At 28.2% G+C, this 12,953-nt stretch carries 13 protein-coding genes and 1 pseudogene; all 14 read right to left on the reverse strand.

The window, feature by feature from the left end; translation table 11 throughout:
- Positions 1-163: 163 nt before the first annotated feature.
- Positions 164-1,270, reverse strand: coding sequence for a glycosyltransferase family 4 protein (locus tag AACZ53_RS10195; protein WP_339837903.1), 1,107 nt, complete (start codon positions 1,268-1,270; stop codon positions 164-166).
- A gap of 8 nt (positions 1,271-1,278) precedes the next feature.
- A complete protein-coding gene (locus tag AACZ53_RS10200; protein WP_339837906.1) occupies positions 1,279-2,001 on the reverse strand; it encodes a glycosyltransferase in 723 nt (240 codons plus the stop codon).
- A complete protein-coding gene (gene wecB, locus AACZ53_RS10205) occupies positions 1,998-3,113 on the reverse strand; it encodes a UDP-N-acetylglucosamine 2-epimerase (non-hydrolyzing) (protein ID WP_339837909.1) in 1,116 nt (371 codons plus the stop codon). The genes AACZ53_RS10200 and wecB overlap by 4 nt, the downstream gene beginning before the upstream one ends.
- 585 nt (positions 3,114-3,698) lie before the next feature.
- Entirely contained in the window at positions 3,699-4,127 is a 429-nt protein-coding gene (locus AACZ53_RS10210) for an acyltransferase family protein (protein WP_339837912.1), read from the reverse strand.
- 109 nt (positions 4,128-4,236) lie between these two features.
- Complete coding sequence (locus AACZ53_RS10215) at positions 4,237-5,223, reverse strand: nitroreductase family protein (protein ID WP_339837914.1); 987 nt, start codon at positions 5,221-5,223, stop codon at positions 4,237-4,239.
- A gap of 1 nt (position 5,224) precedes the next feature.
- Complete coding sequence (locus tag AACZ53_RS10220; protein WP_339837916.1) at positions 5,225-6,325, reverse strand: polysaccharide pyruvyl transferase family protein; 1,101 nt, start codon at positions 6,323-6,325, stop codon at positions 5,225-5,227.
- Entirely contained in the window at positions 6,322-6,999 is a 678-nt protein-coding gene (locus AACZ53_RS10225; protein WP_339837918.1) for a glycosyltransferase, read from the reverse strand. Before AACZ53_RS10225 ends, AACZ53_RS10220 begins: the two co-directional genes overlap by 4 nt.
- Positions 7,000-7,098: 99 nt before the next feature.
- A complete protein-coding gene (locus AACZ53_RS10230) occupies positions 7,099-7,464 on the reverse strand; it encodes a hypothetical protein (protein WP_339837921.1) in 366 nt (121 codons plus the stop codon).
- A 3-nt stretch (positions 7,465-7,467) separates the two neighbouring features.
- Positions 7,468-8,082 carry a CatB-related O-acetyltransferase gene (locus AACZ53_RS10235; protein ID WP_339837923.1) on the reverse strand — a complete coding sequence of 205 codons (615 nt, stop codon included), beginning with the start codon at positions 8,080-8,082 and terminating at the stop codon, positions 7,468-7,470.
- On the reverse strand, positions 8,082-9,194 hold the full coding sequence (locus AACZ53_RS10240; RefSeq protein WP_339837925.1) for an oligosaccharide flippase family protein: 1,113 nt from the start codon (positions 9,192-9,194) through the stop codon (positions 8,082-8,084). Before AACZ53_RS10240 ends, AACZ53_RS10235 begins: the two co-directional genes overlap by 1 nt.
- Positions 9,139-9,609, reverse strand: a complete 471-nt coding sequence (locus AACZ53_RS10245; RefSeq protein ID WP_339837927.1) for an oligosaccharide flippase family protein — start codon at positions 9,607-9,609, stop codon at positions 9,139-9,141. The genes AACZ53_RS10240 and AACZ53_RS10245 overlap by 56 nt, the downstream gene beginning before the upstream one ends.
- Positions 9,610-9,623: 14 nt before the next feature.
- Positions 9,624-10,670 carry a dTDP-glucose 4,6-dehydratase gene (gene rfbB, locus AACZ53_RS10250; protein WP_339837929.1) on the reverse strand — a complete coding sequence of 349 codons (1,047 nt, stop codon included), beginning with the start codon at positions 10,668-10,670 and terminating at the stop codon, positions 9,624-9,626.
- An 850-nt stretch (positions 10,671-11,520) separates the two neighbouring features.
- Positions 11,521-12,798, reverse strand: coding sequence for a nucleotide sugar dehydrogenase (locus AACZ53_RS10255; protein ID WP_339837931.1), 1,278 nt, complete (start codon positions 12,796-12,798; stop codon positions 11,521-11,523).
- Between the two features lie 12 nt (positions 12,799-12,810).
- A pseudogene (locus tag AACZ53_RS10260) lies at positions 12,811-12,953 on the reverse strand (nucleotide sugar dehydrogenase); the annotation flags it as partial.

Raw genomic sequence — 12,953 nt, forward strand, 5'->3', positions numbered from 1 at the left:
AAGACAATTAAAAACAAAAAGATACCTAAAAAGTTTTTACTTTTTAAATTTCTAATATTTGATATATTTTTTGCACTTTCCAAATATACTAAAAGAACCATGACCAACATTAAATGATGATAAAGATCTGAATAATACTCTGCTGGAATAAAGCTTTCCATGTTTATTTACTTAATAAATTATTCCACATATTCATTACTAAATCTTGATTAAAACTTGCACTATTTAATTTTGCCTGTCTACCCATTTTTACCCTTAAAACTTCATCGACTATTAATGACTCAATAGCTTTTGCGTAAGCTTTAATATTATTATTTTCAATTAATAAACCATCTTTTCCATTTGAGATAATGTTTCTTGGACCACTAGGTACATCAAAAGCAATTATAGGCAAACCTACCGAGAGAGATTCTAATAAAACCATAGGAAAACATTCGGTATGTGAGGTCATCAAATACATTGAGTAATTCAACATGGTTTCTGTCATATTTGAAGACGAACCTTTAAATTCGACATTATCCTGTATTTGTAATTCCGTTATTAGACTTTCTAATCTTACTTGTGTTTCTAAATAATCCTCTCCAAAAATATGCAAAGACCAATCGGGATGTTTTTGAGTTACTAATGCCCAAGCAGTAATTAATCGTTCAAACCCTTTTACAGGAGCTATTCTACCAGCTGCAATTACTAATTTATTTTCTAATTTAGCTTGGCTATCTTGTATTTGTATTGGATTAGGTATAACTACAGTGTTTTTAGAATCGAAATATTCTTGTTCATCAGGGTTTAACACAACCAAAGCATCATATTTACCTTCAATTTTTAATTGTATTTTAAATAGTAGCGATTTAAAAAAAGAGCCTTTATTTAACTCTTTTCTTCTCATAAACTGTGAACCGTGAAATTCTTTTATTTTAGGAATACCTTTTTCAATAAATGGAATAAAAAAAAAATCGAAAGCAAAATTACAAACAACCCAATTATCAGGCTCAATATCTCCTATATTCTTTTTTAAACATTTAAAATGTTTAAAAATTTTTAATAGATTTTTAGGATGAAAATAACTTAGTTCACGATGATAGTTTATACCTAAATCAATTTGACGAATTCTAGCATCTAAATAATAGCAGGCCTGCTTTTGTTTTTGTTCAGTTGTAATTATATATACATCATAACCTAAATTTCTAACCAAGTAATTCGCTTTTTCAGCCAATACTTTTTCTGTCCCTCCATGTAAGTAAGTTTGATCGGTACTAAAAACTATCTTCATAATTTGATTTACTTTTTTATTAAATCAATAATTTTTTGAATATTTTTATATCCTATAATATTCATCAATTTCATTTTAACAATATTTCTCCATTTATGCTTTAAAGGTATCCATGATTTTGCAAAATGATGGATGCAATAAGTGTTTGGCGTTAATTCAATTAATCCTGTTTTATAACTCTTGGGGCAAAAGTAATCATTTGTATAGAAACTAACATATCCATCAATTTTTTGAATCGTATTATTCATTACAAAACCTTTTTCCTTCATTATTTGAGTGATTATAAAAGTATTTGAAGTGGTTTCTAATGTGCCGTCCTGGTTTACAAAAGGTTTATTATGATAATATTCTAAAAGTTCTGTTGACCAACTACTTCCTTTTACACTTGCCATAATACCTGTTGGCACAAAATCATCATTTTCAAAACCTGAAAAAGCAGTTTGATTTAACAAATCATCTAAAGATTTAATTACTTCAACGTCAGTGTCCATATAGATGCCTCCTTCATATTTTAATGCATGAAGTCGAGCTACATCTGATACAAAAGCAAATTTTCTATTTTCTAAGGCTTCCTTTGCAAAAATATATTGCTCTAGAGGAAAATTATCTTCATTCCATTCTTTAATTTCGTAATCAGGCAAAAAATTTTGCCATGATTCTATACATTTTGTTGCAAGTTCAGGTAAAGGATTTCTTCCGAACCAACAATAATGAATTACTTTAGGAATCATAATTTATTGTTTAAATATTTAATTATTTTCTCATTTGCTTTTCCATCTCCATAAGGATTATAGCTTTGGGCCATCTTTTGATACAAATTTTTATCTTTTAAAAGTAACTTAGTATTTTCTACTATTTTAATTTTATCTGTACCCACTAAAAGGACTGTCTTGGCTTCTACTGCTTCGGGTCTTTCCGTAGTGTCGCGCATAACCAAAACTGGCTTTCCAAGTGAAGGTGCCTCTTCTTGAATACCTCCAGAATCTGTTATGATTAAATATGACTGTTTCATTAACCAAACAAAAGATGGATAATCTAAAGGTTCAATTAAGTGAATATTGGAATGATTTGACAATAACTCAAAAACAGGTTTTCTAACATTAGGATTTAGATGAACAGGAAATATAATCTCTATTGTCTTATCTTTTGCAATTTCTATTAAAGCATTACAAACATCAATAAAACCTTGACCAAAATTTTCTCTTCTATGAGAAGTTACTAAAATTGTTTTTTTGTCAGCATCAATAATATGTTGTAATTCATTAATTTTTTCATTCACAAACCCATTATCAAGTTTTTTTTCTGTCCATAGTAAAGAATCAATAACAGTATTACCAGTTATAACAATATTTTCTTTTTCTACATTTTCTTTAATCAAATTTCTTTCAGATGCAAGCGTTGGAGCAAAATGATAATCTGCAATTTTACCCGTAATTTGTCTATTCATTTCTTCTGGAAAAGGGCTTTTTTTGTCAAATGTTCTTAAACCAGCTTCTACATGTCCTACTTTAATACCATAATTAAAAGCCGCCCAAGCTACTATGCTTGAAGTTGTTGTATCACCGTGTACTAAAACTAAATCAGGTAAAAAAGACGAAAACACTTCATCCATTTTAAGAAATATATTACCACTTAATTGATTTAAACTTTGATTTGGTTTCATGATATTTAAATCATAATCTGGTGTTATTTCAAAAAAATCTAAAACCTGATCTAACATTTCACGATGTTGAGCTGTAACACAAACTTTACATTCAAAGTTTTGTTTTTGTAGTTCATGGACTAAGGAGCACATTTTAATAGCCTCAGGACGAGTACCAAAACAAACTAATATTTTTTTCATTTTAAAATATTTTTTTAATTATTAATTTATAAATCTTATTAATTATAATTGAACTAATCAATGAGCAAAGAACTAAAAATAAAAAAATTAATACAACATATTTTGGATAATAAATATATTTGCTAAAAAAAATAGCATAAAAAAACATATGAACTAACCAAATATTTGTAGAATGATGTGACAAATATTCTAACATATCATTTACAATTTTTGGAAAATCTAGATGAATAATACAAACTACAAATGCTAAAGCTAAATAAGAAGAAAAATAGAGGTTTGGAAAAAAACCATGGAATATTATTATCAATATTATTAAAAGAATTGCATAACTATTTTTATTTTTTATTTTATCTAATACTTTAAAGTCTTTGCATTTATAAAACATAGCACCCGAAACAAATGGAAATAAGGCATAACAATATCTTGCAATAATATTAATTATTTTATTTAACCATAATTGTTCAAACATATTGTTTTTATAAACCATAAAATAAAACCCAACGGTATAAATAAAAATAAGTGTACTAAAAACAATAACCCAAGGTTTTTTATTGATAAATTTAAATATTGGCTTTGATGTAAATACTAGAAATAAATAAATAAAAACCACCATGTAGGATTGTATGAATTACTAATAGATAAAATATTTAAAATAAATTCTTGAGTACTTCCTAAATATATTGATGGTTTAATTATCCTACCTAATAAAACACAAAACAATATTAATATTATCCAATAGTTTATATATAATTTTATTATTCTTTTAAAATTAGAGGTGTTGTGATTTTCTGGATATAAATTATATTTAAAAAACAAGCCATAACCACTCACAAATGCAAAAATGGGTACACAGGCATCCGAAAACAATGAAATGTAATAGGACAAAGGTTGTTTGCCAATAAACAACAATGGAGTAAAAAGCCCTTCATAAGGTTTGTTAAACAAATGTAAGAAAAGCATCATCGCCACAGCTATTGCTTTTAGTTGATTAGATTTTTGAAGTGATATTTGCATAAATTACCTTACTACTTTAAATAATGATTTGAACATTCTTAAGCCTTTTACTGTAAAAAATAGTGTTAATTAAATAAAAAATTAATGTTTTTTTATATCAAATTTTTAATTAATGTATTATTAATATTTCTTCAACTGATAATTTTTCTGAAAAAGCTACTTTAAAAACATCTTTATATTTTCCAATTCCAATCATCATTATTAAACGTTCAGAATCTGAAATATTTGCAATTTTTTTTATTTCTTTTTCAGTTACAAAAGGCAAACAAGTATTTAAACAACAACTTGCAATTTTACTTGCATGTAATGATAATAAAACATTCATTGCAAAAAGACCACCATCAACAAATATTTGATTGCTTTCTAATTTAGTAAACTTTTTTGCATCAGTAGTAATTATTAGTAATTTATTTATAGAATTTGTAAATCCATTATTGCCATTTTGAATAATTAACAGCTTATTTTTTAATTCTTGATCAGTAATTAAATGTGCTTTCCAACTTTGTCTATTACAAACAGATGGCGTGTTACGTGCCAAAAATATTGCTTTTTTTATTTCATCGTTATCTACACTTTCACTTGAAAAATCTCTAACACTAGTTCTTGATTCTAAAAAATTTTGAAAATTAATATCTGTTGCATTATCTATATCTTTTAAAGTAAAGTTTTTAGTTCCACCCTGACTTTCAGTAATATTATCCTTTAAAAAAAAATCAATTTGGTTGTAAAAGTCATTATCAGTATCTATTAATTTATTATTTAAAATAATATATTCACCTAGTGTGTTTTTAATACTTCCAATTAATCTAGTATTACCATATATATTTAGATATTGGTTTGTTATTGTAATAAGCTCTATTATTTTTTGTTTACCAAATCCAAATCTAGGTTCTGGTAATGCAAGACCTTTTTCAATGATATGATATTGTTTGGTTAAATATGCTTCATAATTTTCTTTAGATTTTAATTTTGACAACTTGAATGAATATTTTATAAAAATTTTAATATCATATATTTTGTTAACATAATCACCTAAATTTGTTTGCCAAAAAACTAATGCAAATATTTTTGCTTTTATTTTATTTATTAATTTCATTTTAAAGGGCTTTTTCTAAAAATAATTTTGATTCGTTTACTTTATTTTCAATTATATTATTTACTACATTATAATCTACTACTATTTGATCTAGATTTATTTCAATATTATTTTCTTCACTTATTAGTAAATAATCAGTTTTGGTTAATATCATTAAATCTCTCATACGTGTATTTATTTTCTCCAATCTATTAAAAACTAAAAACTTTTTATTAAAAATTAATGAAAAAGATAATGCATGAAAAGAATTAGTAAGTACTAATTTTGAATGTAATATTAAACTAAGAAAACAATCTGGAGCTTCAAAATAAAAATTTTTGTCGGCATATTTTATGTGTTTATCAACCGTATAAATTTTATAGTTTTCTTGTTTTGCGATTTTTTGTGCAATTTTTTTTAATTGTTGATTATTGTCAGAATCATAAACAAATATATAATTTGAACCAATATCTTTTATAAATGTATCCCTCCAATACTCCTTTGATAATAAAAAAACAGGATCTAAAACTTGTAAAACATTATTAATTCCAAGTTCATTTAGTATTTTTACTCCAGAAGTTTCTCTTACACTTATTGCGTTTATCCTAGAAATTTTTTCTTTAACAAAGGGCTTTAAGTTATTATCAATTGCATCAGTTGCAAAAGAGGCTGCATAACTTATTTTTAATTTATCAATTGGTACAAAATCTAAATAAAAAGCAGGATCTTTTCCATTTAGAAAAAAAGAATTCCATATTTGATCACTCCCGCAAATATAGGCATCTGCTATAGGTAAATTCTTTTTAAGTTCGTCATTGTTTTTATACAAAGTTTTTCCTGTAGCAATATGTTTTTTTGAAAATAAATCAAAATTTTTCTTTCTCCTTAAATCTAATAATCTACCTGGAAACTTTAATAATAGATAGAGTTGCTTTAAAAATAGTTTATCATATTTAGGATTGGCAACGGACCAAAATTTAAAATGATTTGATAAAAAAAAGGGTTTATAATGTATGGTTTCTGCATCATGACCCACTGAATTTAAATGGGTTAAAAGTGCGTATTCTTGCAAACTAGCCCCATGATTGTATACTTCGTGACAAGTTATTGTTTTTATCTTCATTTTTTAATTTTTTGTAACTCTAAGAAAAAATTAATCCATTTTTTCATTACTATATCTGGTAAATATTTCTTACTTGATGTTCTAGCATTATTTCCCATTTCTATTCTCAACTCTTCATCATCCATCAATAATGTCAATTTTTTTTCTAATTCTTTAATATTGTTGTTTTCAATTAAAAAACCATTTTTTTTATCTACAATAATTTCACTTGGGCCAGTAGGTGCATCATAGGCAATACAAGGCAAACCATTAGACTGTGCTTCAATTAACACCATAGGGTATCCTTCAGCTTGTGAAGTAAAAAGAAAGATAGAACTATTTTTATATTTTTCTGTAATTTTATTTGTATTTCCATGCAAAATTACAAACTCATTCAGTTTATATTTGTCAATTAATTTTTGTAGAAAAAATTTTTCTCCTCCATCTCCGTAAATGTTTAATGTCCAATCAGGATGTGACAAACAAACACTTTTCCACATCTCTATTTGTTCTTTAAAGTTCTTTCTATTATCATACATACTTCCTACACTAATAACATTTTTACTTGACAGATTTGCACCATCTGTTGGTATAGAATTAAGCATATTATAAATTACTTTAGTCTTTGTTTTATAATTACCTTGGGTCTGATCTCTTTTTGTAAGTAAAACTAAATAATCATATTTATTAAACATGTTAAAAAGAATTTTATATCTTAATTTATGTCTTAGTCTCTTTAAACGTCCATCCATTAAATTTGTATGGGCCTTAACTGCTTCTTTGGCAAAATGAAATTATTGTAGATAAAAAAAATGGTTTTTTATAAATGGAATTACAAAATCTAAATAACCTCTTTCTACAACAATTACAATATCAGGTTTTATTTGAAGTAATTTTTGCTCATAGAGTTTCCTTAATCTAAATATATTTTTAATAAATGTTATTCCGGGAATAATTTTCTTATTTAATTTAGAAATACACATATCATGAATTATTACTTTAGAACTAAACGTAAAAAAGAAAGGATTTGCACCTTGATCTTCTGTAATAATATGTATTTCATAATTAGTATTTTCTACTAAATAATTTATTTTTTCAGCTAAAACCTTTTCCGTGCCACCTGGTTTATACATTTGAGTTGCACAATAGACTATTTTCATAATTTATTTATATTTTTCTTTAAAAACTAATATAGGTAAATAAAAATCTGCTTTTCTTTTATGTATAATCGCCTCTTCCCAATTCCACCACTCAGTTCTGTTCAATTCATCAATTGTTTCATCATCATACTTCATTCTAATTATTTTGGCAGGATTACCTCCAACTACTGAATAACTGGGAACATCTTTTGTGACTATTGATCCTGCAGCAACTGCTGCTCCATTACCAATTGTGATTCCAGGTAAAATAATGGCATTCATTCCAATCCAAACATCACTTCCTACTACTATACCTTCTTTCTGATGAAAAGTTTTTTTTAATTCAAGTAATTCTGAATTTGTGGTTAAAATATTAATATGTGGATAATTGGTTATTTCTGAGATTGTGTGATACCCCTCATCAACTATAAAATTAACATTATAAGCAATACTACAATATTTCCCAATCACTAAAGGTGTTTTAGACCAACGCCAAACTTTTGCACCATTGTCGTATGTTTTAATTCCTCTTTGGGTAAATGCATCATTTTTTAACAAAACATAGTCTATTTTGCTTAATAATCCTTGATAATCAAGGCCTAGTATTCGCCAAAGAATAATTCTTATTTTTGTAATCATTAATTCTTATTTTTTAATTTTATTTGGAGAATGTTTTTTTCTTCTTTATTCATTATCAGCATATAAATAACTAAGGCATAAGCTAAACAAAAACCCACGACATAAATAATTAAATCTAACCATCCAGTAATTGAGGATTTTTTCTTAACAAACATGAATAAAAAAAGTAGTGGTGCGATAGGTAAAATTATTTTTAAAATTACATTATAAAAAAATGAAAATATTTTAAATCCAAATATTTTTCTATAATAGATAGACATAATAAGACTGTTGATTATTAATGCTACAAATAGTGGATATATAATTCCTTCAATTGAATATTTGGGTACTAAAAATATACCCACAATTGCAGCACCACTAATTGTTAATAAACTAATCATTGATCTATACCTATTTTTCTTTTTTGCTTCCAATATTGAACTCCCAAAAGCTTGTAATAAAGGTAATGTCATTGCAATCATAATCAGCAAAGCAATCTCCCATGCTTTTATATAGTTTTCGCCAATCCAAAGCTTGATAAAATCTTTTCCAAAAAGTATAAATCCGGTCAATATTAAAAAAGATATGAAACCGTTAAAACGACCTATTTTTTGAATTGCAGTATTATACGAGTCAACATTATCTTCTACTGTCATTTGAGTAGCTCTTGGCAACATCAAGGTGTTTATAGCCCCTGCAAAAGCACCATAATAACCTCCTAACAAAATACCAACTCCATAAACTGCAACAATAATAGTATTTTTAGAAATACCTAATATCAGCTGTCCCACATTCCATTGTAAACTCATTACAATTGCTGTTAAAAAAATCCAAAATGAATAAGATGAAATTTCTTTTAACAAGGGTAAATTTAGGCAAGAGATTTTTATTTTAACATTTAACTTTTGCGTTACATAATAAATACTAAGTAATATAAATAAAACATTAATAATTGTATCTATCCAAACTAAAGTAATTGCTGCTGGTATTATTCCTAAAATTGCAAATACTAAAACACTTCTAACTACATACTTTACAATTAAAAGTAATCTTGGGAAAATAAATTGTTCGTAAGCATTACAAATTGCTACAAAAGCACCACCTGGTAATGTATCGCAATATTGAAAAAGCAAAAATGATGTTTGTTATATTGATTTTCAATATAACAAACATCATTTTTGCTTTTTCAATTTGATCGACGGTCAGTGAGTTGATAAAGATATCATCTAATCGACAGTAAACAAAAAAGCCTGCTAATAAAACAACCACTGATATAATAGCATACATTAAGAAAATTTGCCCTAAAAAGCTCTTTTCACCTTCCTTATCATTATTGTGCTTGTAAAGGGAAACATAACGGATAATAGTATTATTCAATCCTAAATCCATTAAAGTAAAATATGCTATTAATGAACCAATTAACGTATAAAGTCCATATTCAGAATCACCTAATGAATGAATTATAAAAGGTGTTAATACCAACCCAATCACATTTGTTAATACAATATTTACATAAGACAAAATTGCCCCTTTTTTTAATTGACTCATTAAATTTTTCTTAATTAGCTATACTGCTCTTCATAATACTTCTGATACTCTCCAGAAGTTACATTATTCAACCATTCTTCATTCGACAAATACCAATCTATGGTTTTTTCTAAACCTTGTTCAAAAGTTACAGAAGGTTTCCAACCTAGTTCTTTGTTTATTTTTGAGGCATCAATAGCATAACGCAAATCGTGACCTGGTCTGTCTTTTACGTATGTGATTAACTTTTCAGATTCACCCGCTATTCTTCCTAATTTAGCATCCATTTGTTTGCACAATAGTTTTACTAAATCTATGTTTTGCCATTCGTTGAAACCTCCAATATTATAAGTTTCATGGTTTTTTCCTTCATGAAACACTAAATCAATTGCTACGGCATGGTCTTCTACGAACAGCCAATCGCGAGTGTATTTCCCATCCCCATAAACAGGTAAAGGTTTTTTCTCAATGATGTTATGTATAAATAAGGGAATTAATTTTTCTGGAAAATGGTTTGGTCCATAATTGTTAGAGCAATTGGTAATCACATAAGGTAAACCATACGTTTCTCCATAAGCTCTTACAAAATGATCCGATGCCGCTTTTGAGGCTGAATAAGGAGAATTTGGGTCATACGAAGTAGTTTCAGTAAACAACCCTGTTTCACCAAGAGAACCATAAACCTCATCGGTTGAAATATGGTAAAAACGCTTGCCTTCAAAATTATCCTTCCACTGTTTTTTGGCTACGTTTAATAAGTTCATTGTGCCTATAACATTTGTTTTCACAAAGGCCAAAGGATCTGTTATAGATCTATCTACATGTGATTCGGCTGCTAAATGCAACACGCCCTCAAACTGATGTTTAGCAAATAATTCGTCTAAAAAAGCTTCGCCTAAAATATCACCTTTCACAAAGGTATAGTTGGGTTTATCTTCTATATCTTTTATATTCTCCAGATTTCCTGCATAAGTCAAAGCATCTAAATTAAAAATGTGATAATTTGGATATTGATTTACAAATCTTCTTACTACATGTGAACCAATAAAACCAGCTCCACCAGTGATAAGTATATTTTTCATTTCTATAATATTAGTATTTTAAACAAGCGTTAATTGCAAAAATAGACTTTATTTTTATTATTCAAGGTTATTTTTACATTAATAGGGGTTGTTAATGGTTTTTGGTTGTCAGTTATCTGTTGTTGGTTGTTGGTTGTTGGTTGTTGGTTGTAAGTTGAATTTAGATTAATCCGTGATAATCTTTGGAATCCGTGGCAAGTAGGTTCTTACGTTGGGGGTGCTATCGAGACCCTTTCACTGAAATAAATTCAGCACAAGCAGGGTGACAAGTTTGGGGTTGTGAATTGTGGATTGTGGATTGTGAGTTATGAGTTGTAGGTTATGGGTAAATATGGGGATTTTTTGGATCTGGTGAAAATTTAATTAAAACACTAGTCTTTGCGAGGGAGGAAGCAAGCCCATGAATTTTATACAAAATAGGAAAGGATTTTTTTTGAAGTTTACGGTTACGTGATGGTTTTTTTATGATGTTTGCGGTGGGTTGATATGGTTGCTTCGTTCCTCGCAATGACGATGGGTTGATGATGTTTATGATGGGTTGTAAGTTGAATTTAGATTAATCCGTGATAATCTTTGGAATCCGTGGCAAGTAGGTTCTTACGTTGGGGGTGCTATCGAGACCCTTTCACTGAAATAAATTCAGCACAAGCAGGGTGACAAAGTGGTGGGGTGAACGTTTGTAGGTTGACAAGATTTCTACCATTTCTTTAATCTGTGTTCCAAAAAATTTATGTTCCAAAAAATTATAAAAATTTCTCGAATTTCTCGAATCTGTGATCCAAAAAAAAATATGTTCCAAAAAAAAGCCCTGTCAAAAACAAGGCTTCATACTTTATATTAAATAAATAAATTATAGTTTTCCGTCTACATTGTTTCCTAAAATTCCTTTTACGTCATATAGAACACTATTCTCTTTTTGTAGACTAGGAATGTCTAGTTGTAAAAACTCTTTGTGTGAAACTCCTAAAACTACTGCATCAAACTTTTGGTTTGGAATTTCTTTGGTGCTTTCAATTTTATATTCATGTTGCACCTCAGCTGGGTTAGCCCAAGGATCATAAGTTGTAATGGTAATGCCGTATTCCTTTAAAGAAGCAATTACATCTACAATTTTAGTATTTCTAACATCAGGGCAATTTTCTTTGAAAGTTATTCCTAACATTAATAAAGTAGCGCCATTAACGGTTACTCCTTTTTTAATCATTGCTTTCACTACTTGAGAAGCTACATATTCTCCCATACTGTCATTTAGTCTTCTACCTGCTAAAATAATTTCAGGGTGATAGCCTTTTTCTTGTGCTTTTTGCGCTAAATAATAAGGGTCTACCCCAATGCAGTGTCCACCCACTAATCCCGGTTTAAAGGGAAGGAAATTCCATTTGGTACCAGCTGCTTCTAAAACATCGTGTGTGTTAATGTCTAATAAATTAAATATTTTTGCTAATTCATTTACGAAAGCAATGTTGATATCTCTTTGTGAGTTTTCAATTACTTTTGCTGCCTCAGCTACTTTAATTGTTGGAGCTAAATGCGTTCCGGCAGTAATTACAGTTTTATAGAGTTCATTAACTTTTATGCCTATTTCTGGTGTAGACCCTGAGGTAACTTTTAATATTTTTTCAACGGTATGTTCTTTGTCTCCCGGGTTGATTCTTTCTGGTGAATAACCTGCAAAAAAGTCAACATTGAATTTCAACCCACTTATTCGCTCTAAAACAGGCACACATTCTTCTTCTGTAACTCCAGGATATACGGTAGATTCATAAATAACGATATCTCCTTTTTTAAGGACTTTTCCAACCGTTTCACTTGATTTATACAGAGGTGTTAAATCAGGTCTGTTGTTTTTATCTACCGGTGTAGGAACCGTAACTACGTAGTAATTGCAGTCTTTGATATCTTCTAAATTTGCTGAACAAAACAATCCGTTTGCATCAGAAGGAGATTTTACTAATACTTTTTGTAAAACATCTTCCTCAATCTCTAAGGTATTGTCTTTTCCTGAATTTAGCTCATCAATTCTTTTTTGATTGATATCAAATCCTACTACAGGAAATTTTGTTGCAAATAATCTTGCTAACGGCAAGCCAACATATCCTAGTCCTATTATTGCTATTTTATAACTCATACTTGTTTTAATTTATGAACCTATGGCTTGATATACAAACCCAATTTCTTCTAATTCTTTTTTGTTTAATAAATTTCTTCCGTCAAAGACAAAAGCTGGCTTTTGCATTTGATTGTATATTTTTTGCCAATCGTATGTTTTAAATTCATCCCATT

It is taken from the genome of uncultured Flavobacterium sp. (assembly GCF_963975005.1).
Lineage (GTDB): Bacteria > Bacteroidota > Bacteroidia > Flavobacteriales > Flavobacteriaceae > Flavobacterium.